The 24,009-nt window shown below is 68.6% G+C and carries 21 protein-coding genes; 6 read left to right on the plus strand and 15 right to left on the minus strand.

The annotated features are described in order from the left end of the window. Positions 1–730 precede the first annotated feature (730 nt). The gene (locus G6N45_RS22140) at positions 731–2,488 is read left to right on the plus strand and encodes a carbohydrate-binding domain-containing protein (RefSeq protein WP_163724755.1); all 1,758 of its coding nucleotides are present in this window, start codon (positions 731–733) and stop codon (positions 2,486–2,488) included. A gap of 57 nt (positions 2,489–2,545) precedes the next feature. Here the strand turns inward: G6N45_RS22140 and G6N45_RS22145 are convergent, their stop codons facing one another. From G6N45_RS22145 to rpsB, 9 genes are all read right to left on the minus strand, one after another. Then, a complete protein-coding gene (locus G6N45_RS22145; RefSeq protein ID WP_163724756.1) occupies positions 2,546–4,564 on the minus strand; it encodes a primary-amine oxidase in 2,019 nt (672 codons plus the stop codon). Beyond that, positions 4,561–6,081, minus strand: coding sequence for an APC family permease (locus G6N45_RS22150; protein WP_163724761.1), 1,521 nt, complete (start codon positions 6,079–6,081; stop codon positions 4,561–4,563). The genes G6N45_RS22145 and G6N45_RS22150 overlap by 4 nt, the downstream gene beginning before the upstream one ends. A gap of 22 nt (positions 6,082–6,103) precedes the next feature. After that, the gene (locus G6N45_RS22155; protein WP_163724765.1) at positions 6,104–6,781 is read right to left on the minus strand and encodes an ABC transporter ATP-binding protein; all 678 of its coding nucleotides are present in this window, start codon (positions 6,779–6,781) and stop codon (positions 6,104–6,106) included. Position 6,782: 1 nt separating this feature from the next. After that, positions 6,783–7,349 (minus strand): ABC transporter permease, encoded by a 567-nt coding sequence (locus G6N45_RS22160; protein WP_163724800.1) that lies wholly within the window; start codon positions 7,347–7,349, stop codon positions 6,783–6,785. After that, a complete protein-coding gene (locus G6N45_RS22165; protein ID WP_163724802.1) occupies positions 7,346–8,521 on the minus strand; it encodes an FtsX-like permease family protein in 1,176 nt (391 codons plus the stop codon). Before G6N45_RS22165 ends, G6N45_RS22160 begins: the two co-directional genes overlap by 4 nt. 119 nt (positions 8,522–8,640) lie before the next feature. Further along, complete coding sequence (locus G6N45_RS22170; protein ID WP_163724805.1) at positions 8,641–10,047, minus strand: amidase; 1,407 nt, start codon at positions 10,045–10,047, stop codon at positions 8,641–8,643. Between the two features lie 49 nt (positions 10,048–10,096). Further along, positions 10,097–11,590, minus strand: a complete 1,494-nt coding sequence (locus tag G6N45_RS22175; protein ID WP_163724808.1) for a sugar transferase — start codon at positions 11,588–11,590, stop codon at positions 10,097–10,099. Positions 11,591–11,928: 338 nt separating this feature from the next. Then, entirely contained in the window at positions 11,929–12,744 is an 816-nt protein-coding gene (tsf, locus tag G6N45_RS22180; protein ID WP_057147490.1) for a translation elongation factor Ts, read from the minus strand. A 9-nt stretch (positions 12,745–12,753) separates the two neighbouring features. After that, positions 12,754–13,611 (minus strand): 30S ribosomal protein S2, encoded by an 858-nt coding sequence (gene rpsB / locus G6N45_RS22185; protein ID WP_163724811.1) that lies wholly within the window; start codon positions 13,609–13,611, stop codon positions 12,754–12,756. Between the two features lie 277 nt (positions 13,612–13,888). Between rpsB and G6N45_RS22190 the strand changes: the two genes are divergently transcribed. Next, positions 13,889–14,377 carry a M23 family metallopeptidase gene (locus G6N45_RS22190; RefSeq protein WP_163724814.1) on the plus strand — a complete coding sequence of 163 codons (489 nt, stop codon included), beginning with the start codon at positions 13,889–13,891 and terminating at the stop codon, positions 14,375–14,377. A 5-nt stretch (positions 14,378–14,382) separates the two neighbouring features. On the opposite strand, the gene G6N45_RS22195 is transcribed toward G6N45_RS22190, so the two are convergent. From G6N45_RS22195 to G6N45_RS22205, 3 genes are read right to left on the minus strand one after another with little or no spacing between them, the layout of a single operon-like run. Beyond that, complete coding sequence (locus G6N45_RS22195; protein ID WP_057147706.1) at positions 14,383–15,285, minus strand: tyrosine recombinase XerC; 903 nt, start codon at positions 15,283–15,285, stop codon at positions 14,383–14,385. Between the two features lie 33 nt (positions 15,286–15,318). Continuing rightward, positions 15,319–16,479, minus strand: coding sequence for an alpha-hydroxy-acid oxidizing protein (locus tag G6N45_RS22200; protein ID WP_163724818.1), 1,161 nt, complete (start codon positions 16,477–16,479; stop codon positions 15,319–15,321). A gap of 51 nt (positions 16,480–16,530) precedes the next feature. Then, the gene (locus tag G6N45_RS22205) at positions 16,531–17,373 is read right to left on the minus strand and encodes a siderophore-interacting protein (protein ID WP_163724821.1); all 843 of its coding nucleotides are present in this window, start codon (positions 17,371–17,373) and stop codon (positions 16,531–16,533) included. A 135-nt stretch (positions 17,374–17,508) separates the two neighbouring features. On the opposite strand from G6N45_RS22205, the gene G6N45_RS22210 reads away from it, so the two are divergent. The 3 genes from G6N45_RS22210 to G6N45_RS22225 all read left to right on the plus strand — a co-directional run bounded on the left by G6N45_RS22210 (position 17,509) and on the right by G6N45_RS22225 (position 19,911). Then, on the plus strand, positions 17,509–18,138 hold the full coding sequence (locus tag G6N45_RS22210) for a TetR/AcrR family transcriptional regulator (protein ID WP_163724824.1): 630 nt from the start codon (positions 17,509–17,511) through the stop codon (positions 18,136–18,138). Further along, entirely contained in the window at positions 18,135–18,791 is a 657-nt protein-coding gene (locus tag G6N45_RS22215; RefSeq protein ID WP_163724826.1) for an enoyl-CoA hydratase-related protein, read from the plus strand. The genes G6N45_RS22210 and G6N45_RS22215 overlap by 4 nt, the downstream gene beginning before the upstream one ends. A 784-nt stretch (positions 18,792–19,575) precedes the next feature. Next, positions 19,576–19,911: a UCP032817 domain-containing protein gene (locus G6N45_RS22225; RefSeq protein WP_407664233.1), complete on the plus strand. Its 336-nt coding sequence runs from the start codon at positions 19,576–19,578 to the stop codon at positions 19,909–19,911. Between the two features lie 79 nt (positions 19,912–19,990). Here G6N45_RS22225 and dprA read toward each other — a convergent pair whose 3' ends face one another. Genes dprA through G6N45_RS22240 form a run of 3 tightly spaced genes read right to left on the minus strand, consistent with a single transcriptional unit; the run spans position 19,991 to position 23,009 of the window. Then, positions 19,991–21,136 carry a DNA-processing protein DprA gene (gene dprA / locus G6N45_RS22230; RefSeq protein ID WP_163724832.1) on the minus strand — a complete coding sequence of 382 codons (1,146 nt, stop codon included), beginning with the start codon at positions 21,134–21,136 and terminating at the stop codon, positions 19,991–19,993. Continuing rightward, positions 21,133–22,644, minus strand: a complete 1,512-nt coding sequence (locus G6N45_RS22235; RefSeq protein ID WP_163724835.1) for a YifB family Mg chelatase-like AAA ATPase — start codon at positions 22,642–22,644, stop codon at positions 21,133–21,135. Before G6N45_RS22235 ends, dprA begins: the two co-directional genes overlap by 4 nt. Then, complete coding sequence (locus tag G6N45_RS22240; protein WP_163724838.1) at positions 22,644–23,009, minus strand: YraN family protein; 366 nt, start codon at positions 23,007–23,009, stop codon at positions 22,644–22,646. The genes G6N45_RS22235 and G6N45_RS22240 overlap by 1 nt, the downstream gene beginning before the upstream one ends. A 146-nt stretch (positions 23,010–23,155) precedes the next feature. Here G6N45_RS22240 and G6N45_RS22245 point away from each other — a divergent pair, with 146 nt between their 5' ends. Then, positions 23,156–23,986, plus strand: a complete 831-nt coding sequence (locus tag G6N45_RS22245) for a DUF1206 domain-containing protein (RefSeq protein WP_163724841.1) — start codon at positions 23,156–23,158, stop codon at positions 23,984–23,986. Positions 23,987–24,009 lie beyond the last annotated feature (23 nt).

Consider the following 24,009-nt stretch of genomic DNA (forward strand, 5'->3'; position numbering starts at 1 on the left):
AAACGCCATTCGCGAAAATTGCTTCCGCGCGTCAAATCACGGTCGGCTCAGCTACGTCTTTTTAGAAATGCTTTACAAAAACGATCGATCTCGCGTACCGTCAATCTCCACCAATATATGCTGTTCAGAAGCTTTTTTAACGGCCTACATGAACAGATTCCTTGCGATATCAAAGACTGAATGGAGTATGATGGACGTTTCAGCAAACTGCAGGTGGAATGGCGCTTGGCTCATTAGTGGGTCGAGCGATTCGCGGGATGGACAAGCGGTCACCCCGTCGGACCGGTATTCGCGCTACGTCGGCCGAGTCGGCGCGCTTGCCGTTGCCTGCGGGATCGGCGCCGCGTTGGCGGCGATCCCTGCCGTCGCCTCTGCTGCACCGAACGACGGTGAATCCTCCTCCGAGACAACGAGATCAGCCGATCGCGGCGCCTCCCACGAACAGTCCGCCGGACCGGGCTCTACCCGGCGATCAGCGCGTTCCGACAGAGGTGGAGCGGCCACCGAGACCGGTGCGAAAACCTCTGACGAGCGGAGAACAACAGCGTCGAGGAGGCCAAGGCCTGCGCGTGACGATGCCGAGCCAAGAAAGTCTCGGAACGACCGGCCGTCCGTCAACCTCGGCAGAGATCGGAACAACGACGCCGAAGCGACGACCACGGTCAAGACTCTGAGCCCTCCGCCGAGCACACCGTCTGCTCCAGAGGCTCCTGCCGGCGCGCCTTCGATTTTGGCCGAATTGGCCTGGGCGGGCCGACAGATTCGGGGCACTGTCGAGGGAAGAAACCACATCTCCGGCCAACTCGACATCGCTGACGGTGACAGCGATCAGCTCGCGGTCACAGCGACCACGCCGGCACGCGGTCAGATTACCGTCAACTCAGACGACACCTTCGTCTACGACCCGGAAGACGGTTTCACCGGACCGGATCCCTTCACGGTGACCGTATCCGACGCGGGTGACGCTCACGTCCATGGTCTCTTCGGGTTCCTTCGTCCCCGGAGTGGGCACGCCTCCACCGAGATCGTCGACGTCGGCGTTCCTGCCGCGGGCCAGCCGACCTTTGCCGGTGAACCGGTGAAGGCGAAGGCCGCTGTGACCACCGGCGGAATCACGGCCCTGACCGCCGCTGCCGTCACCGTCACCGACAACGTGATCGTTCAAGCCGAATCCATGGCCATTTCTCCCTTGAGCGCCGGCAAGACGTATGACGATCCCGCTGCCGCGGGCGGTAAAGCGAAACTCCTGTCGAGCAACGGCTCCATTTCCACGAGCCTTTCCGTTCCGGCGTTCAGCAGCCTGGTCATCCGCGCCAAGGGAGACCAGTACCGAGGTGCACCGACGATGACGGTTTCGATCGACGGTGTGACTGTATTGACGACCTCGGTGTCATCGACGTCATGGACCGATTACACGGTTGCCGTAGCGAAGCCTGCCGGAACGTACAAGGTGAGCATCGCCTTCACGAACAACAGCTGGGGATGGCGCGGTAACCGGAACCTGCGACTCGATCAGGTGACAGTCATGGCCAGCGGATCCACCGTGCAACCGCCACCGCCAACGACCACGCCGCCGAGTTCGGGGACTCCCAGCTTCTTTCAACAGGCGGATTGGCTCTGGACGAAGATCCCGTCGAACCCCGTGCTGGCAACCAACAGTGCAACGTGGGTGAGCTATCTCTCCGCAGCCGATGCGAACCAGGGTGCCAACCTATACGAGTACGGTGTCACCTTGATTCCTGCGTCGGCGATCACCAGCGGCACTCCGCGTTACGACGTGAAGTTCACGAAACCGTGGGGAAGCGATCCGTTCGGGTCCTACACAGTGCCGATCCCGCTCGGAACGAAGTTGCCAGCTGGCACGGACAGTCACCTTGCGGTACTGGATCCCATATCCGGCAAGGCGTTCGGCTTGTGGCAGGCCAAGTTCGACAGCGCGACCAACACGTGGTCGGCTTCTTGGGGTGGCATCACGGAGCTCAACGGCAACGGCATCGACCAGAAGGGCACCGGCTCCACGGCGACGGAGCTCGCCCGTTACGCCGGCGTTGTCACAGCGGCCGAGTTCAGTGCCGCTATCGCTGCCAATACCGGACTCAACCACGCACTGTTCTTCGCAACCGACATCGCCGGACCTGGATACGTCTATCCTGCAGGCAATTCGGACGGGCAGAACTGGGCCGGTGTGGCAGTCCCCATGCCCGAGGGCTACCGTGTGCAGCTCGACCCGTCGATCAATGTCGACGCCATCCCCGGCATCACGCCCGGCGAGAAGGTAATCGCCAAGACGTTGCAGACTTACGGCGCGTACGCCGGCGACATTGGCGGGGCACGGATGAGCTTCAGCTTCGAGGCGGTGCCCGGCGCGACGTCGTCCAACCCGGGTTCGGTGTGGGTCAACGCCGGGCTCACCTGGGACTACTACGACATGAACCACATCCCGTGGTCCAAGCTGGCGGTGCTCAAAAACTGGAACGGTACTGCGTGACGGCCTGATCACCCACGACGATGGCTCAGCGGAGCGTGAACTCCGCTGAGCCTGACGCTAGGACTCCATCGCGCGCTCCGCGACCGGCAGCCCGGCATGGTTGGCGTGGCAGGCCTTGGGCGGTGACGGCGGCAGGTCCAGCGCCGGGTTGCCGTCGAAGAAGCCGATGGGCTTGAGGTGGAAGCCGGCGTAGGCGCACGGCATCACCGGCCAGTCCTCGGGCCGCACGACGTGGTGGGCGCCTAACGTGTACCAGAGCACGACGTCGGTGTTCTCCAGCGGGGCGTCGTCGGCGATGAACTCCGGCAGGCCCTGCATGTCCGCCGACTGGTACATGTAGTCGCCCGCGGCGAACATCTCCTTCGGGTCGTACCGGGTCACCCACAGGTTGTGCTGCACGAACCGGGCCCGGTCGTAGATGTGGGACCCCTCCTGCACCATCACCGGCACGATGTCCCTGGGCACCAGCTTGTATGCCACCGGGCTGCCCAGTTCGTTGACCTTCGACGGGTTCGTCACCTTCCAGTACCGGCCCGTCGACCAGTTCCAGTCCCGCGCTCCCCCGGCCTCGGATGCCACCAGCGTGTCCTGCACGATCCAGGCGTTACGGTGCGGATTGAGTGCCGAATCCGGCTCGGGAACAGAATCGACCTCGTACACACTGTTGTTCGGCCCGTCGACGCTCATGTCGAGCCGGAAGTTGAAGAAGTGCTGATGATTCGGGCCGTAGATGCCCGGCGCCACCAACTTGCCCCAGCGCGGCGACTCCCCGTCGAGAACCGCCCCGGTCGTCAGCACGCCCGAGAGCTTCACCTCCACCTCGATCGAGGCGTCGTTGTAGAAGTACCAGAAGAAGCCGTACTCGTAGTTGCCGACGGTGCAGATCATCGAGATGACCAGCCGGCGGGATCGCCGCACCTCCACCTCCTCGGTGCGGAAGTCGGTGTGCTTCCAGGAGATCCCGTAGTCCTCCTCGTGCATGCAGATCGCGTTGGGAATGGTCACCGCATTGCCGCTGGAGTCGTTGACCGTGCCGTCGAAGTAGTGGATCTCACCAAGACAGTCACATCCCAGGGTCAGCGGATTGGCCGAGAAGCCCATGCCCACCTCACCCATGTCGAAGACGTTCTTGTTCCAGTGCGTGGGCGACGTGTCGCCGTAGGGCACCACCATCTCCGAGAGCGAGCCCCGGTACAGGATCGGCCGGGTCTGCCCGCGGTCGGTATAGGTCACCTCGTGCAGCGTGACACCCTCGCGCGGGTTGAATCCGATGCGCAGAGACCACTTCTGCCACGTCACGTTCCATCCGTCGACGGTGAAGCTGGGCCCGTCGGGCTGGGTGATCTCGATCGGCTTGACGTCGGGCCGGAACTCGGTGAAGGCCGGCCGGTTGTCGGGGTCGAACATGAACTTCTCGGAGTAGTTGCCCGCCGTCGGCGGCAGCGGCACCACGCCGTGGTCCTCGACGTCGACCACCACCATGGCATCGAGGTCGAAGGTGACGATGAGGCCTTCGACCGGACGGGCGTACCCGTGCTCGGACGGCGCCACCCGCATGAACGTCAGCGGCCGGCAGATCAGCGGGGAGTTGTCGTAGTGGTCTTGGCTGCCGTAGTAGCCGGCGGGCCACGGGTCGATCATCGCCAGGCTGAAGTCGGTGACCCCGCGCTTGCGCATCGCCTCCTGCCACCGCGGATCCTCGCGGACCTTCTCCTCCACCCCGGTCATGTGCTCGACGAGGTAGGAGGGGAAGCGGCCGGGGATGGGCGTCCACGACTCGATGACGCGCGCGTCGAGGTCCACGACCGCCTCGTAGATCATCTTGGCCGCGGCGTCGTACATCGTCACGAACGCACACCGCGCGACGCCGTCGGCCCCGGCGAAGGTGAGTGAGGCGGTCTTTGCCGGCTCGGCCAGATAGATCATCACGAATTTCAATGTCGGCGTAGCGAACTCGCTCGCCATGAGCACCGCCGCGGCGGCCTCGATCTCGGCGCCGGTGAGGGGGTCGAGGGGATAACGGCCGGACGCACCAGCCGATTCCGCACCAGCCGTGCGGGTGTCCTCCATCGTCACTTGTCGGTAACCTCTGCTTCCTTCTCGTCGCTGCCGGTGAGATCGAAGACCGCCAGGTGGGCGAGCGCGTCTTCCTGTGAGACCTTGTGCGCCGAGCGGCGCCCGAACACGTAGACGGTGAGGCCCAGCGCGAACATGCCCAGGCTGATGCCGCCGACCCAGGTCATCCACGTCGCCGCCGGCACGTCGATCCACGGCGTGACGAAGGAGTAGTACACGCCGCCGATCGTGCCGAGAGTGCCGACGGCGACGGTGATCCACACGCCGGTCATTCCACCGGGGATGCGCCAGAACTGTTCATTGGCATAGCGATCGGCGTACTTGCGGCGCGCGATGATCACCGGGAACAGGAAGAAGAACCCGGACAGCAGCCATACCGTGGACAGCCCGCCCTGCAGGTAGATCGTGACGTTGGCCATGCTGCTCTGCGAGTACAGCCCGACCAGGATCAACGACGAGATGACACCCTGGATCAGGATGGCGGTCACCGGGTTGCGGGTGCGCGGATTCAGGTGGGTGAACAGACGCGGCAGATGCCGCTCGAGACCCGAGACGAAGATGAGCCGGGAGTAGGCCACCTGGTAGGTCATCAACGCGACGATGATGATGAAGGCCAGCACGATCGCGCAGACCTCCATCAATCCGGGGAAGCCCGCGACGTCGAGCATGCCGATGACACCGGTGACGGGGTCGATCTCGTCGGTGGGCAACGCCATCATGGTGCCGAGCGTGGTCAGCAGATAGATCGCGACGAGCGCCGCCGACCCCCACAGGATCATCTTCGGGCCGCTCTTGCGCACCGAGAGGAACTCGGCGCCCATGTTGTACGGCGTCTCGACGCCGAGCAGGTACAGCAGCACGGTGCCGTACAGGAAGCCGGCGACGGCGAAGTTGGGGATGGTGGCCTCGGCCCAGCTGAACGGGGTGGCCGAGCCGTTCTTGACCGCGAACAACAGACCGGAGATGAATATCGTCAGCGTCAACAGGCCGTACACGACGAAGACGATGTTCATGATCCGCTGACTGGCCGCCAGTTTCGCCAGCGCGAGACCGATCACCGTCCACAGGATCACCAGCTGCAGGATGATGCTCGTGGTCAGGCCGAGCTCGGCGTGGAAGGCCAGCAGCAGGAATTGCAACATCACCGCGGGCGACGACGCCGCGTTGAGGATCACCGGCACCCAGGACAGGTATCCGCCGATGAATCCCCATGTCTCGCCCATCGTGCGGGTGGCCCAGATGTACACCCCGCCCTGTCCCGGCCACAGGTTGCCGAGCTCCACGACGGCCATGCCGGCGGGGATCAGGAACGTCAGGATGCCGAGTACCCACATCGGGATCGCCGTCCAGCCACCGGCTGCCATCACCGACGAACCGGTGACCCAGCAGATGATGAACACGTACGCCGCCGTCAGACCGAAGGTCGTCATCACCTTGGGCAGGATCTGCTCGGGGACCAGCTCGGTGGTCATGAGCGTGTCGCGACCGGCAGGCGGCGCGGGCTCTGTCTGTGTCATGCCTTCTCCCACATCTGTTGTGTCAGTTGACGATCTGTCCGTCTTTCATTCGGACGACACGGCTCGCTTCGTCGGCCACCGTGGGGTCGTGGGTGCTCGCGACCACGGTGACGCCCATGGTCGAGCACAGGTCACGCAGCATCCGCACCACCGTCTCCCCCGTGCGGTGATCCAGATTGGCCGTCGGTTCGTCGGCCAGCACCAGCGTCGGATTGCTGATCAGCGACCGCGCGATCGCGGTGCGCTGCTGCTCGCCGCCCGACATCTTGGTGGGCTGGTGGTCGATCCGGTGACCGAGGCCCACCAGTTCGAGCAGCTCGATGGCCCGCTGGCGCAGCGCGGCGCGGTCGTAGGGCTCGAACATCAGTGGCAGCTCGACGTTCTCGACCGCCGACAGGAACGGGATCAGGTTGTAGCTCTGGAAGATGAAGCCCACCGTGTCGTGGCGCAGCGCCGCGAACTGGCTCTCGGTCAGCTGCGCGGTGTCCTTGCCCGCGACCCGGACGGTGCCCTTGGTCGGCCGGTCCAATCCGCCGATGATGTTGAGCAGTGTCGACTTGCCGCTGCCGCTGGGCCCCATCAGACACACGAATTCGCCGGGCTGCACGGTCAGCTCGGCGGCCATCAACGCCTTGACCACCTCGTCGCCGAGCTTGTGCAGCTTCCACACGTCCGAGATCTCGATCACCGGTGCGGTCATGTCAGCTTCCTTCGGTGAGCGATCCGATGGGCGGACGGGAGGCTGCCTTCCACGTGGGCACGACGCTGGTGGCCAGCGCCGCCACGATGCTGACCGCGACGGCCAACCCGGCGCCGAGCGCCAGCCCTACCGTCGACACCCCGGTGCCGACGATCGCGGCTGCGACGAGCACGGCGCCGGTGAGTACGGCGAGCAGGGCGCCGATCAAAGCTCCCGCCAGTGCAGCGATCACGGGTTCGACGAGCAGCGCCGCGACGACGGGTGCCCGCGGGATGCCGTTGGCGCCAAGCACCCCCAGCTCCCGGGTGCGGTGCGCCACGGTCCGGGTGGTCGCCACCGCCACCTCGGCGACGCCGACCAGCAGCACGGTCACGGCGATCAGCACCACCGCGCGACTGATCTCGTCGGCGTGGCCCAGCGCGGCGGACTGGGTGCGGATGCCGTCCGACATTCCGAACACCAGCACGACGAGATACGCGCCGGTTGCGGTGGTGACGGCCGGCAGCACCATCTCGCGGATGCGCCGCCGGGCCGCCAGCCACCCGTAGGACAAACCGTTGCCGATCATCGCGCTCCCAGCAGTGCGACGGGTCGCTGCTGCAGCAGCCGGTGCACCGGGACCAGCGCGCCGACGATCGCCATCGCGGGGAGGAACATCGCGGTCATCGCGACGCCCTGCAGCCATGCCGTCGGTGTGGCGATTCCCGGGATCACGACGGCCACAGCGATTCCAGCGGCAGCGATACCGACGACATACGCGGCCAGGAACACGATCGCCGATTCGACCAGGAAGAAGTACAGCACCTCGTCGGCCAGTCCGATGCTCGACATGATGCCGAATTCGCGCCGCCGCTCGGTGACCGCGGCGAGGAACGACGAGACCGCGATCACGAAGCCGAGCGCAAGCCCGATGGTGGAGATCAGGCCGAGCGTCGATCCCGTCACCTTGCCGGAGAACAGTCCCGAGAACTTCTGCTCGAAGGTCAGCGGGCCGGATCCTCCGACGGTGTCATAGATGAGACCGGCACCGGCGGGGTCGGGTCGCACCGCCGGATCCGGGGTGGACGGCAGACCGACCGCGGCCCCGAAGATCTGCGCGAGGTCGCGGCGCTGTGCTGATCCGGCCGGCGCCGAGACGATCCACCAACCATGCTGTCCCACAATGCTTTCAGCTACCGATGTGGGCACGGTCAGGGATTCCCCGGCGTCGTCGATCGTGGCCTGCAGGCTCTGTCCACCGACGGTGACGCGGTCACCGGCGCCGAGACCGAGCCGCCCGGCCAGGCCCGATCCCACCGATGCCTCGCCGGCGGCGATGGTGTCGCTTCCGCGCAGCGACACCGACTGGCCGTTCACCTGAGTCACGCCCGACAGGATGCGGATCGCCCCCCAGCCTGCAGGGGCGGCGATGTCGGGTGCGGGGCCGTCGGCGACCAACGCCTGAGCCGATGGGTCGTAGTGCACACCGGCGGCGGGCACCACCCACAGCGCACCGCCGGCGAGCACGTCGGTGACCGAATTCTCGCCGGTGATCGCAAAACTCGCCGATACGGTGCGTACCACTGTGACGCAGGCGATCGCCAGCGCGATGCCCAGCACCGACAGCACGAACCGCTCGGGTCGCCGCCGGATGTTGGCCAGGGCGAACCGGACGAGGCACAGAACCGTGTTCTGCGAGCCGACCGCGATCTGCGGCGATCGGACCACCGTGGGCGCGTCGCCGACCTGACTGGTCTCCACGAGAAGCGATGCTGCGAGCACAACGTAACGGCGGGCACCGCCGGCAATGTCGTCGGTGTTAATTCACCGCGGGTCCCGTTACGTCAGGGTGTCGGGCCCACAACGGATTTCGTCGGCGGTCAGTGCGAAATCATGCGCCAGGGCCGCGCCTGCTCGAGTTCGTAGGCCAGCGCGAGCAGCCGGGCGTCCTGCCCGAGCGGCGCGGCGAACATCATGCCGACCGGTAGCCCCGACGCAGAGTGCGCCAGCGGCAACGAGATTGCCGGTTCCCCCGTCACGTTCTGCAGCGGCGTGAACGCCACCCAGTCGATGAGCCGGTCGATCACCTGTTGATAGTCGGCCGTCGGATCGAGGTGCCCGATGCGTGGCGTGGCGTCGGCAAGCGTCGGCGTGAGCAGCACGTCGTACGTGGCGTGCAGCCGGGACGTGATCCGGCGGGTACGCGCCAGCCGCGCCAGCGCGGTCGGCAGGCGGACCAGATTGCGCGCGGCGTGCCGCTCGAGGCCGAGCGTGAGGTTGTCCAGTTTGGCGCGGTCGAACGTCTCCCCGAACATGCGCTGCCCGCCGCGTACCAACGCGAAGGCGAGAAACGACCAGTAGAGCAGGAAGTCGTCGATGAACCGCGGGGGTATGGGGTTGTCGATCACGCTCACCCGGTGCCCGAGCTCCTCGAGCAGGGTCGCGGTCTCGAGCGTCGACTCGGTGATCTCCGGCGACGAGTCGCGCGAGATCGACCTGGTGCACACCGCGATGTGCAGGCGTTCGGGGCCGGGACCGGTGACGTCGCCGACCGGCGGCAGCTTCGGGGCCGCAATGATGCGTTCCATCTCCCGGTAGAACGCCGCGGTGTCGCGCACCGAGCGGGTGAGAACGCCGTTGTGCACGATGCGCAGAGGCATCTGGCGCACGTTCTTGTCCAACGGCAGGCGTCCGCGCGAGGGTTTGAGGCCGACCAGGCCGTTGCACGCGGCCGGGATTCGGATCGAACCGCCGCCGTCGTTGGCGTGGGCGATCGGCACCACTCCTGCGGCGACGAACGCACCCGAACCGGAGGACGACGCACCGGCCGTGTGCTCGACGTTCCACGGGTTGCGCACCGGGCCCAGCCGGGGATGTTCGGCCGAGGCGCTGAAACCGAATTCGGAGAGCTGCGTCTTGCCCAGCGGGACCAGGCCGGTGGCCAGGTACGCGCGGGCGAAATCACCGTCGACGGGGGCGGGGTGGGCCTCCCAGGCATCGGCGCCCTCCCGGGTGGGCATCCCGGCGACAGCGACGTTGTCCTTGATGAACGACGGCACCCCGTCGAAGTAGCCGCCGTAGCGCGTCGCCTGCCGGGCTCGGGCCCGCGCACGGTCGAACGCCTCGTAGGCCATGCCGTTGAGCGCCGGATTCACCGCCTCGGCACGGGCGATGGCGGCATCGACGAGTTCCGCCGCCGATACCGATCCGGCCCGCATGGCCTCCACTGCACCCACCGCATCCAGGTCGCCGAGGGCGTCGTCGCCGAAAGCATCAACACGGTCCATGGCGCGACGGTACCAAAGCGTACCGGGGTGGAGCGTCGGGGCGGGCGGCTCACTCAGCGCGGCGCAACACGGCCCCGACGGTCATGGCCAGGATCTTCCAGTCCAGCCACAGCGACCAGTTCTCGATGTAGAAGTTGTCCCATTCGGCGCGGTCGGCGATCGACGTCTGGCCGCGCAGACCGTGCACCTGGGCCCAGCCGGTGATCCCCGCCTTCACGCGGTGCCTGTCGCCGTAGCGGGCGATCTGGACGTTGAACAGGTCGACGTACTCCGGGCGCTCCGGCCGCGGGCCCACCAGGCTCATCTCGCCCCGGATGACGTTGATCAGCTGGGGCAGCTCGTCCAGCGACGTGGCGCGCAGGATCTTGCCGATCCGGGTCCGGCGGTCCTCCCCCTCGACACCGCCGGGCGCGCGGTCGGCACCGCGCTGGAACGCCGCGTCGGAGTCGCTCGGCGGGCGCATCGAACGGAACTTCAGGCACTGGAAGACGCGGCCATCGCGGCCGATCCGCGGTTGGCCGAAGAAGATCGGCCCCGGAGAGCTCAGCCGAACCAGCAGCATCAGGGTGAGGAACAGCGGCGAGATCAGCAGCAGGCCGAGCGCCGCGACCACCCGGTCGGAGATGTGCTTGACCGCGAACTGCCAGCCGCGCGGATCGGTGCTCGGGACCGCGATCAGAGGCAGGCCGCCGATGTGGTCGATGTGGGCGTGCACACCGATGGTGTCGAAGATCCGCGGCACGATCCACACGGCCACACCGCGCTTGTGCGCGACCTTCACCGCGGCGGTGATGGCCTCGTCACGGGTCCGCGAGAACGCCACGATCAGACACTGCGCGCCCGTCCGGGTGATCGCGTCCTCGAGGCCGTCGAGCTTGCCCAGATACGGGATGCTCGCCGGCTTGTCGCGGTCCAGGCCCATCGAGGGGAGATCGTCGTCGATCAGCCCGATCGGCCGGAGGCCGTACTGGGGGGTGACCTCCAGCCGCTCCACCACTTTGGCGGCGATCTTGCCGTTGCCCACGATGAGCGTCGGCGAAATCAGCCGGTTGTGGCGGAACTGCTGGTTGCGGATCAGGAACCAGAAGAAGCGGCCGAGCGGGATGAGAACCGCCGCGCTCATCCACACCTTGGCCACGGCGGGGCCGCGGGACACACCGTCGATGTCCGGATTCAGCACCAACCCGCTGAGCAGCAGCATGGCCGCGACGGAGGTCAGGGCCTCGATCTTCGGCAGCTCGTCGAGGAAGGAACGGTTCAGCGAGCGCTTGTAGAGGCCGCGGATCGCGAACAACGAGACCACGGTGGGCGCGAAGAAGCACATCATCCAGCTCGGCGGCAGACGGTCGGCGTTGTGGTTCGCCCACGTCATCCCGACCGCCACCGCCAGCGATGCCGTCGACAGGTCGATCGTCGCGATGACGAAAGACCCGCGTCCTTTGCGGCGCGGCGCATACACCAACTCGAGACCCAGCTGCGGATCGTCTCCGGCGCGATGCGAAGGCACCTTTGCCGCGCGCGGAGCATCCACGATGTCGGTCATCGCTGACCAGTCGCTATCTCGGCCGCCTCCACGACAAGAGGTTAACTCCGCACGTCGGCATCTGTCGGCATTTGGCGCTGTGACGTCGTGACGGGACGATACAAACGACCAGTCAGAACTTTGCTACGTGCGCCTGAACGAAGATCCGGCAAAAGGGTGGGCGCGCCGCAGCGCCATGACCCGCAAACCTCCCAGCACCGAGTTATTGTCGCGATCGACGATTGCCGGACCCGGCCGCGCGGTTCTGGCAAAACACCGCGCCGCTTCCGGCGCTTGTCCACTTCCTACGCAGGCGGCCCCGGAACCGAGGTTCCGGGGGCCGCGTCGCGGAGCTGGGGTCAGGCCTGACCGACCTCGAACCGGACGAACCGGGTCACGGTCACGCCGGCCTCGTCGAGCAGCGCCTTGACGGTCTTCTTGTTGTCGGACACCGACGGCTGGTCGAGCAGCACGACGTCCTTGTAGAAGCCGGTGACACGGCCCTCGACGATCTTGGGCAGCGCCTGCTCGGGCTTGCCCTCGTTGCGAGCCGTCTCCTCGGCGATGCGACGCTCGTTGGCGACGATGTCCTCGGGCACGTCCTCACGGGTGAGGTACTTGGCCTTCAGCGCCGCGATCTGCAGCGCGACCGCATGCGCGGCCGACTTGTCGTCACCGGTGTACTCGACGAGCACACCGACGGCCGGCGGGAGGTCCGCGGCGCGCTTGTGCAGATACGTCTCGACCGTGCCGTCGAAGTAGGCGACACGACGCAGCTCGAGCTTCTCGCCGATCTTCGCCGACAGGTCGGCGATGACCTGCTCGACCGTGGTGTCACCGGCTTTGGCGGCCTTGAGGGCGTCGACGTCGGCCGCCTTGGCCGCGGCCGCGGCGGCCACGATCTGGTCGGCGACGGCCTGGAACTCGGCGTTCTTGGCGACGAAGTCGGTCTCGGAGTTGAGTTCGATCAGCGCGCCGTCCTTGGCGGCCACCAGGCCCTCGGCGGTGGCGCGCTCCGCGCGCTTGCCGACGTCCTTGGCACCCTTGATGCGCAGGAGTTCCACAGCCTTGTCGAAGTCGCCGTCGGCGTCGACCAGCGCATTCTTGCTGTCCATCATTCCGGCGCCGGTCAGCTCCCGCAGGCGCTTGACGTCGGCAGCGGTGTAGTTAGCCATAGATGTGTCCTAGGGATTCGGGGCGGGTGTGGGTTCGGTCTGGATGTCGGCCTCGGGCGTGCCCGGCGCGGCACCGGCCGCGGTCGGCGACGCCGTGGCACCGGCCAGCAGCTCCTGCTCCCACTCGGCCAGCGGCTCCGCGGCCTCGGAATCGGACTTGTCGCCACCGGCACCGGCGCCGGAACGGGCCTGCAGGCCCTCGGCGACCGCGGACGCGACCACCTTGGTCAGCAGCGCGGCTGACCGGATTGCGTCGTCGTTGCCCGGGATCGGGTAGTCGACCAGGTCCGGATCGCAGTTGGTGTCGAGGATCGCGATGATCGGGATGTTCAGCTTGCGGGCTTCGGCGACCGCCAGGTGCTCCTTGTTCGTGTCGACCACCCAGATCGCGCTGGGGATCTTCTGCATGTCGCGGATACCGCCGAGCGACCGCTCGAGCTTGTTCTTCTCGCGGGTCAGCATCAGGATTTCCTTCTTGGTGCGACCCTCGAACCCACCGGTCTGCTCCATCGCCTCGAGCTCCTTGAGGCGCTGCAGGCGCTTGTGCACCGTGGAGAAGTTGGTGAGCATGCCGCCGAGCCAGCGCTGGTTCACGTACGGCATGCCGACGCGGGTCGCCTCTTCGGCGATCGATTCCTGCGCCTGCTTCTTGGTGCCGACGAACATGATCGAGCCGCCGTGCGCGACGGTCTCCTTGACGAACTCGTACGCCTTGTCGATGTAGGTCAGCGTCTGCTGCAGGTCGATGATGTAGATGCCATTGCGGTCGGTGAAGATGAACCGCTTCATCTTGGGGTTCCAGCGCCGGGTCTGATGCCCGAAGTGGGTGCCGCTGTCGAGCAGCTGCTTCATGGTCACAACAGCCATGGTTGTAGGTACCTTCAGTTGTCGGTTGTCGTCCGGCATCGGGTGAGCCGGACCCTGGCGACTGCTTCGATGCCGGACCCGATCGCGAGAGCGGGACCGCCGGCACACAGGTGACGAACCCGGGGGCTCGTGCAGACGCGCGAAGTCAGCCCGCAAAAGCGAGCTGCGTTGGGAAGTTTACACGCTGCCCAGGGGTGGTTTGACCACCGCGACCAGCCATCCACAGCCGCGCCGATCGGGGCTGGCCGACGCGGCGGCCGCACGGTCCACTGGCGGGATGCGCGTACCGGCGGTTCTGATGATCCTCGCCGTGGCGTGGGCGGCGCCGGTGTGGGCCGACGGCGCCCGGCTGGAGTGGCCGCTGCGGCCGCGCCCGGCGGTGGTACGGGCCTTCGACGCCCCGTCGCCGAACTGGCAGCGGGGCCACCGCGGTGTCGACCTCGCCGGCTCCGCCGGGCAGCCCGTGCACGCCGCGGCGTCGGGCACCGTGGTCTTCGCCGGTGAACTCGCGGGGCGCCCCCTGGTCTCGGTGGCCCATCCGGGCGGCCTGCGCACCAGCTACGAGCCGGTGCGCGCGTCGGTGCGCGCCGGCCAGCTCGTGGGCGCGGGGACGGTGATCGGTGCGCTGCAGCCGGGGCATCCGGGCTGCGCCGCACCGGCGTGCCTGCACTGGGGCGCGATGTGGGGCGCGGCGGCCCGGGCCGACTACGTCGACCCGGTGGCTCTGGTGGTGACGACGCCGATCCGGCTCAAACCGCTGCGCTGATCCGCTCAGGCCCGGGGGTGCGCCTGGTCGTGCACCGCGCGCAGCCGGGCCACGGTGACGTGGGTGTAGAGCTGCGTGGTGGCCAGCGAGGAGTGGCCGAGAAGCTCCTGCACGACGCGCAAGTCGGCGCCGCCCTCGAGGAGGTGGGTGGCGGCGCTGTGACGCAGCCCGTGGGGGCCGATGTCCGGGGCCCCGGTGACGGCGGCCATGGTCTGGTGCACGACGGTGCGCGCCTGCCGCGGGTCGAGCCGCCCGCCCCGCGCTCCGAGCAACAGCGCGGCGCCCGAGGCCGCGGTGGCCAGCGCCGGACGGCCCTCGGTCAGCCACGACGTCAGCGCACCGTGGGCGGGTGCGCCATACGGCACCGTGCGTTGTCTGTTGCCCTTGCCGAGCACGCGCAGTACCCGCCGCGAGGTGTCGATGTCGTCGACGTCGAGGCCGCACAGCTCGCTCACGCGGATCCCGGTGGCGTAGAGCATCTCGACGATCAGCCGGTCACGAATGGCCATCGGGTCGCCCTCGGCTGCGCCGGAGGCGGCGGCGTCCATCGCGTCGATCGCCTGGTCCTGGCGCAGCACGGACGGGAGGGTGCGGCGCGACTTGGGTGCCTGCAGCCGGACCGACGGGTCTTCGGCGATCAGACCTCGGCGCACCGCCCAGGCGGTGAACGTCTTGACCGCCGAGGCGCGCCGGGCCAGCGTCGTGCGCGCCGCACCGGCAGACGACTGCGCGGCCAGCCACGATCGCAGCACCGGGAGGGTCAGGGCGCGAAGTCCGGCGTCGGGGTGGCGCTGGGCCAGGAACGCGAACAACGAGCGCAGGTCGCCCAGGTAGGCGCGGCGGGTGTGCGCGGAGCGGCCGCGCTCCAGCGCGAGGTACTGGTCGAACTCCTCGAGGATCGCCTCCACGCCGGTCACCGTTGCACCGGCGACGGCCCGGCTCTACAGGACGCGCCGCAGCGTGTCCGGAGTGAGATCTGCCAGCGTGGGATAGCCGTCGACGGCCATCGTCAGGTCCGTCTCGGCCAGCAGCGAGCGCAGGACGTGCACGAGGCCGTCCTCGCCGCCGATGGCCAGGCCGTAGGCGTACGGCCGGCCGACGCCGACGGCGGCGGCGCCGAGCGCGAGCGCCTTGACGATGTCTGTGCCGCTGCGGATCCCGGAGTCGAACAGCACGGGCAGGCCGTCGGCCGCCGCGACGACGTCGGGCAGGCAGTCGATGGCGGGCAGCCCGCCGTTGGCCTGCCTGCCGCCGTGGGTCGAGCAGTAGATGCCGTCCACCCCGCCGTCCTTGGCGCGGCGCACGTCGTCGGGATGGCAGATCCCCTTGAGTACCAGCGGGAGATCGGTGAGCGACCGCAGCCACGGCAGGTCGGCCCACGTGAGCGGATTGCCGAACAGCTGCACCCACTTGAGCACCGCACCCTGCATGTTCTCTTCGGGCGGCTGGGCCAGGCCGGCGCGGAACACCGGGTCGCTGGTGTAGTTGGCGAGGCACCGGCCGCGCAGCTGGGGGAAATTCGATGTCGACAGGTCGCGCGGGCGCCAACCCGGGATCCAGGTGTCGAGCGTGACGATGATCGCCTTGTAGCCGGCCTTCTCGGCGCGCTGGACCAGGCTGGCGGCGAGATCCCGGTCCGTCGGGGTGTAGAGCTGGAAAAAGCCCGGCGTGTCACCGAACTCGGCGGCGACGTCCTCGAGCGGATCCTCGGTCAGCGTCGACACCGCCATCGGCACTCCGGTCCGTGCTGCCGCGCGCGCCGCGGCGAGATCGCCGTGGCCGTCCTGCGCGCAGATCCCGATCACCCCGACGGGGGCCATGAACAGCGGCGAGCCCAGCTTCAGACCGAACAGGTCGACCGACAGATCGCGCTCGGTGGCGCCGACGAGCATCCGCGGCATCAGCCCCCAGCGGTCGAACGCGGTGCGGTTGGCCCGTTGGGTGCGTTCGTCACCGGCGCCGCCGGCGACGTAGGACCAGATTCCCGGCGGCATCGCGACCTCGGCCTTGGCCTCCCAGCCGGCGTAATCCATGGGCAGCGTCGGCATCACGCCCGACAGGCCCTGCAGGTAGATCTCGAGCTGGTAGTTACCGAAGGTCATGCCGCAAGCCTGCCATCGACCCCGCTGCGCCTGGCGCCGATTGGCTTGCTGTCAGGATTCCGCGGCGGCCAGTTCGCGCTTCCACTCGCGGAACGTCTCCTCGGTGCGGCCGCGCCGCCAGTACCCGGAGATCGAGGACGCCCACCGGGCGTCGACCCCGCGCTCCTTGCGGATGTAGGGCCGCAGATTGTGCATGACGGCCTGGGCCTCGCCGTGGATGAACACCTGCACCTGCCCGGGCAGCCACAGGGCTTCCTTCACCGCGGCGATCAGCGGCGCATGGTCGCCGGCGTTGTCCTCGGGCACCAGGTCGGACCGGCCGCCGCGATAGATCCACCGGACGTCGACACCGCTGGGCGCTTGCAGTTCGATCTCGTCCTCGGGGCCGGCCACCTCCACGAAGACCTGACCAATGGCGTTGGCGGGCAACGACTCCAGCGCCGCACCGATCGCAGGCAGGGCTGCCTCGTCACCGGCGAACAGGTACCAGTCGGCCGCCGGATCGGGGGCATACGCACCGCTGGGCCCCATCAGGAACAGCCGTTGCCCGGGTTGCGCGCTCGCGGCCCAGGGGCCTGCCACGCCGTGTTCGCCGTGCACGACGAAGTCGATGGCGATCTCCCGCCGCTCGGCGTCGACGCGGCGCACCGTGTAGGTCCGTACGGTTGGCCGCCGCTGCGGCGGAAGCGCGCCGAAGCTGTCCAGCGTCAGCGGTTGCTCGAGCGTGCTGACGTCCAGGTCATCGGCGACGAAGACCAGTTTCACGTACGCGTCGGTGTAGTCGTTCGGCGTGAACGTGTCGAAACCGTTGCCGCCGAGAATGACCCGCACGACGTGGGGGCTGAGTTGCTCGGTCCGCACGACCTCGAAGGTGTGCACCGGACGTCCTGCCACGTGGCCGCCTTTCGCTTCGCGCGCCGCCGGCGCGCCTGTGTCCCGAACCGACTATACGAGCGCCCCGCCCGGCGCAGGGCCGCTCCTGGGGGCCCCGGGTCGAGTAACAGAGCATCCGCTCTGTTACGGTGAGGCATGCCCAGGCCCCGTGTGCACGACCCGGACGTGGTGCTCGACGCGGTCGAGGCGCTCGTGGCGAGCGCCGGGCCGCAGGCGGTGTCGATCCGCGCGGTCAGCGCTGCCGTCGGTGTGTCCAACGGGGCGCTCTACCACACGTTCACGTCCCGGGGCGGCCTGATGGGGCAGGCCTGGCTGCGTGCCGGCCGGCGGTTCCTGGCGGTGCAGACCGCGCTCGTCGACCGGGCGCTGGCCGGTGCCGACACGGCCGAGGCCGTTGCGGCCGCCGCGGACGCGCCGGTGGCCTTCGCCGAGCAGAGCCCGGATGCGGCGGCCCTTCTCTGGAGCGTGCGGCGTGACGACGTACTGGCCGACGATCCTCCCGACGACATCGCCACCGAGCTGCGCGACCTCGATCGACTGCTCATCGCCCTGATGGTGCGGCTGGCCGTCGCGATGTGGGATCGCAAGGATGCCGCGGCCGTGGATGTGATCACCGCCTGCATCGTCGATCTGCCGACTGCGCTGGTGCTGCAGCGCGGCCGGCTCCGCAATCCGACCGCACGCGAGCATCTGCACGCCGCGGTACGAGCCGTACTGAACGTGGGACCACCAGCAGAGCACCGACGACAAGGAAGACGACCATGACCGTGTCCATCGACTTCGACGACAAGATCGCGATCCTGAGTCTCGGCGACGACGAGAATCGCTTCTCCCCAACATTTCTCGACGATATCGACGCAGCCATCGATCAGGCCCTCGCCGACGGCGCGGCGGGCCTGGTGACCACCGCGGGTTCGAAGTTCTACTCCAACGGACTGGACCTGGACTGGTTGGGCGCGCACAGCGATCAGGGCCCGTGGTACCTCGAACGGGTGCACCGCCTGTTGGCGCGCGTGCTCACGCTGCCGGTGCCGACAGCGGCCGCGGTCGTCGGGCACGCGTTCGGCGCGGGGGCGATGCTGGCTCTGGCGCACGACTTCCGGGTGATGCGGTCCGACCGCGGGTTCTTCTGCCTGCCAGAGGTCGACATCCGCATCCCGTTCCACCCGGGGATGGCGGCACTGATCCAGGCCAAGCTGAGCCCGCAGGCGGCCGTCGCGTCGATGACGACCGGCCGCCGCTTCGGTGGCGCCGACGCCCGCGGCTTCGGGATCGTCGACGCCACCGCGGCCGAGGGCGAGGTCACCGCCGCCGCGGTCGAACTGCTCCGCCCGCTGCAGGGCAAGGACCGCGGCACGCTCAGCGCGATCAAGCAGACGATGTTCGGGTCTGTGGTCAGCAGCCTCACCGACAATTAAGAGGCGTTGCGCCGCACCGGGTCAACGGTTTTCGGCGCCGAGGTCTCACCGTCGGGGCACCGCGGCGACCTCGACTACCCGCGGGATAGGCGGTTCGCAACGCCACCGGCAATCAGCTCAGGTGCGTCGTGGAACCAGCACGCGCGCCGGCGCGGGCGGCCTCAGCCGAGGACGAAGCGATCTCGCTGAATCACCCGCCGCCGCACCCCCCACCACCGCAACCTCCGCCGCCACACCCTCCGCCGCCGCAGCTGCTTCCGCCGCCGTAATCGCCGCCGCCGTACCCGCCGGCACCCCAGAGGCCGACCGAGCCCGCCGTTCCTCCCGCCCAGAGCTTGCGGCGCCTCGCCTTCTTCGACGCCCGCCAGGCGTTGAAGTCTCGAAGGCTTTGCCCATCGTCGTCCCAGATCTGGCCCTGCGGGGTTTCGCCAAGAGCCCGGGCTGTAGAGCGCTCGGAAGCGGCTTCTGCACTCTTTGCGTTGTCTCGGGCCCTTGCCTCCCGGCGAATGACCGCAGCGACCACGAGGTACGTCACCAGCGCAACTCCGACCACCACGATCGCGGTCATCACGAGATCAGATTACGCCGCTGCGCGGGCGGCGCATAGGGTGACAGCGTGTGGCGCAGACGCGTAGACCGGATCGGTCGGGCAAATGCTGTGGCGGCGGTTGTCGAGTTTCCCTCCACCGTCTTCAAAACGTGCCCCTGGCAACCGCGGAAGCTCATCGAGACCGGTCTACGGCAATGGCTGCGGTGTTGTGCACCGGCGCTGTGTGATGGCCAGATGATCGGGATGCCATCGCGGGCGGTCGATGAAGCGTGGCATGGTTTCATTCTCTGCACTGCTCGGTATTCCACCTTCTGCGAGGAAGCGTACGGCCGGTATCTCCATCACCACCCCGAAGGCAGCGCGCCCGCCGGCATCGCTGGGGCCAACGATCCCATCGGCGAGCAACTCCGCAGAACGGTTGTCGCGTGGTCAATGGTCGCGGGGCCTGAGGAGCATTGCGTGCTCTGGGATCTCGACGAACAGGTCGGCATGGACCATCCGTGGGGAGTCGACCCTGAACGGGTCGCGGCTATCCAAGCCGCCGTCGCGACATTTGGCCGCGGTCGCTAGAACCGGGCCGCGCCGAGTAACTCGATGCGGTGACTCTCACTGCCACCAAGCCGCCAGCCAGGCATCTCGGTGAAGAGCCTCACCGACGAGTAGAGACCCTTGGCCGCAACAGCTTCCAATCACCGTTGTCCTGGGTCACCAACCCCTTGATGTCGAGCATGGTCAGCGGCCCGAGGACGTCGGCCACCGGCAGCCCGGCGACCACAGCGATGTCCTCGATCGAGCGGGTTCCGCGGCCGGGCAGCGCCTCGTACACCGCGAGCTCATCGGGGCTCAGGTCGTCGAGCTCCGACCTCGGCCGGGGTGGATCCTCGGCGATCTCACCCGCCCGGCCCACCAGTTCGAGGATCTCCTCGGCACGGGTGACCAGATGCGCCTCATTCCTGATCAACGCGTGGCAGCCCACCGACGACGCCGAGGTGATCGGGCCGGGGACCGCGCACACATTACGACCGAGCGCCCGAGCCCACGCCGCGGTGTTGGCCGCACCGCTGCGCACGCCCGCCTCGACCACCACGGTCGCGCCCGTCACCGCGGCCACCAATCGGTTGCGGGCCAGGAACTGACGCCGGCTCGGCCGCATCCCCGGCGGATACTCGCTGACGATCAACCCGTGCCGCGAAACCCGGTGCAGTAGAGCCGAATGCCCCGACGGGTACGGCACGTCGATACCGCAGGCGAGCACCGCCACCGTAACGCCGTCGCAGGCCAGCGCCGCCCGGTGCGCGGCGCCGTCGATGCCGTACGCACCGCCGGAGACGATCGCGACGTCGCGTTCGGCCAGACCGGCCGCGAGATCGGCGGTGGCGAACTCGCCGTAGGACGTGGCCGCGCGGGTGCCGACAATGGCCGCCGCCCGCTCGGACACCATCGACAGCGCCGACGGCCCGACCACCCACAGCGCCAGCGGCGCATAGGCCTGCGGTTTGGAGAACTTCTCGACTCCGGCGAAGCTGCGAAACGCCAGGTACGGCCACTCTCCGTCACCCTCGACGATCAGCCGGCCACCCAGCCGATCGAGCACCTCGAGATCGTCTCGGGCGCAGTCGATCTCGTGCCTGGCCGCGGTACCCTTCAGCAGCGGCGCATCCGTGAGGTCCCGCCGACGGATACGCTCGGCGGCTTCCACCGGCCCCAGCGTCGCGGCCAGCGCGGCCACCCGGGGATTCGGCGGCTCGGCCACCCGCGACAGATACGCCCACGCGCGCCGCTCCTCCTCGGTCATGACCGCTCCCCCGCCTGCCGATAGGCCAGCGCGCGCGTCACCTGGTCACGTGTGGGTGAGACACCGCCGGCGAGGTCACACAGCGTCCACGCGACGCGCAGCGTCCGGTCCATACCGCGGATGCTCAACGCTCCCCGATCGACCGCGGTTCTCAGCGGCTTCATCGCGTCGCTGCCGAGCCGGAAGGACCGGCGCAGCAGCGCGCCGCTCACTTCGGCGTTGGTACTGACGCCATAGGGGCGCCACCGCTCCCGCGCGGCCTCCCTGGCGGCCCACACCCGTTCTCGGACCACCGCGGTGGATTCGCCCCCTTCGTCGGCGAACGTGCCGGCGCGCGAGGCGTGCATCTCGACGCGCAGGTCGACCCGGTCGAGCAGCGGACCCGAGAGTTTGGTGCGGTAGCGGCGCCTGTCGGCCGAGGCGCAGACGCAGTCGCGCGGGTCCGGCGGCGCGCACGGGCACAGGTTCGCGGCGAGCACGAGCTGTAGCCGGCACGGATAGCAGGCCACTCCTTCGCGGCGGGCGAGCCGGATCACGCCGTCCTCCAGCGGGGTCCGCAGTGCCTCCAGCGCGCCGTGATTGATCTCGGCGAACTCGTCGAGGAACAACACCCCGCGGTGGGCCCGGCTGACCGCTCCCGGCCGCGCCATCCCCGACCCGCCACCGACCAGCGCCGCCACGCTGGAGGTGTGGTGAGGCGCGACGAACGGCGGGCGGGTGATCAGCGGCGCGTCGCCAGTCAACAGTCCGGCCACGGAGTGGATCGCGGTGACCTCGAGCGCCTCGTCGCGCGACAGCGGCGGCAACAGCCCCGGAAGCCGTTGCGCCAGCATGGTTTTGCCCACCCCCGGCGGGCCGGTCATCACCAGGTTGTGCCCGCCCGCCGCCGCCACCTCGACCGCGGTGCGCGCCTGCGGCTGGCCCACCACGTCGGCCAGGTCGACCGCGACCTCCGGCGCCTGCTGCGGGTCGTCGATGCGGGCATGCAGGTCACCCTTGCCTGCCAGCCATGCGTGCACCTGGCCCAGCGTCCGCGCTCCCCACACCTCGACTCCGTCGACGAGACTGGCCTCGGCCAGGTTCTCCATCGGCACCACGACCGTCGGCCAGCCGTGCCGTTGCGCGGCCAGGACGGCCGGCAGCACCCCTTTGACGGGCCGCACCCGCCCGTCGAGCGCAAGTTCGCCCAGCAGCACCGTCTTCTCCAACTTCGGCCACGCCTTCTTGCCGTGTGCGGCCAGCACCACCGTCGCGAGCGCCAGATCGTAGACCGACCCCATCTTCGGCAGCGTCGCCGGCGAGAGCGCCAGCGTCAGCCGCGTCTGGGGCCAGTCGAAACCGCAGTTGGTGATCGCCGCACGCACCCGGTCCCGCGACTCCTGCAGCGCTGCGTCGGCCAACCCGACCAGGTGCACACCGGGAAGCCCGTTGGAGATGTCCGCCTCGATCTCGACGATGAGGCCCTCCACCCCGCGCACCGCCACCGAGAACCCCCTGCCCAGCGCCATCACCCCACCCCCTGCAGGTGGGTGATCTCGGGCGTGCGACTGCGCCCCATCGTGATCGCGACGACGTCGATGCGCACTGCAGCCCAGGCGCCGCGGTGCTCCCCCAGCCACAGCCCGGCCAGCCGGCGCAGCCGCCGCACCTTGGCGCGTGTCACCGCCGCCACCGCGCCACCGAACTGGTCACCGGTGCGCGTCTTCACCTCCACGAACACCAGCACCCCCTCGTCGGCGGCGACGACGTCCAGTTCGCCGTACCGGCACCGCCAATTGCGCTCCACGATCTGCAATCCGAGCCCGCGCAGATGGTCGACCGCCAGTTGCTCGCCCACCGCCCCGATCTCGGTGCGGCTGTATGTGTTCGTCATGCCGCCACCCTCGCGCGGCATGGCGACAGACCACGGCGCCGACGGCGCAGTCATCCCCAATGCCGAATTCATCCACAGACGCGCCAGCGGTTTCGGTCGCGTCAAATCCGGGGTATACCGGGCCAGCGCTCGACCGAGAGGACGACATGACCACCGGAGCTCCGCACCAATCACTGCACGGCGTCGCGCACCGCGCGACCGGCAGCGACGCGTTCGAATACACCGCCCGTGCCGGGTTCGCCGCCAGCGGCGTGCTTCACCTGCTGGTCGCCTACATCATCGCCCAGCTGGCGTTCACCGGCGCCGGAGGCAACGCCGATCAGTCCGGCGCGCTGGCCACCCTCGCCGGCCAGACCGGCGGCAAGATCGTGCTGTGGGTCGCCGCCGTCGGGCTGGTCGCCCTGGGCCTGTGGCGCATCGCCGAGGCGGTGATGGGTGCCAAGCCCAAGGAGCGGTCGGGCCAGCGCGGCGACAACCCGGCGTGGAAGCGGGGGAAGTCGCTGGCGCTCGCCGTGGTCAACTTCGCGATCGCCCTGTCCGCGGCCCGGTTCGCGATGGGCAGCGGTCAGTCCAGCGGCCAGCAGAACTCGGGGATGTCGGCACAGCTGATGCAGTCGGGGTGGGGCAAGGTGGTGCTGATCGCCATCGGCATCGGTGTCGTCGGGGTCGGCGGCTACCACGTCTACAAGGGCGTGTCGCAGAAGTTCCTCGACGAACTGACCGTCTACGGCGGCCGGTGGATCACCGCGACCGGAGTCGCGGGCTACGTCGCGAAGGGCCTCGTGCTCGGCGGTGCTGGGGTGCTGGTCATCATCGCGACGCTGCAGGCCGACCCGGCCAAGGCCAGCGGTCTAGACGCCGCGGTCAAGACGCTCGGCCAGGCGCCGTTCGGCAAGTTCCTGCTGATCCTGGCCGCATTGGGCATCGCCGCCTTCGGCGCCTACAGCTTCGTGCGGAGCAAGTACAACCGCATGTGACGCCGCAGCCGCCGACCCGGCGG

Source organism: Mycolicibacterium psychrotolerans (assembly GCF_010729305.1).
Taxonomy (GTDB): Bacteria; Actinomycetota; Actinomycetes; order Mycobacteriales; family Mycobacteriaceae; genus Mycobacterium; species Mycobacterium psychrotolerans.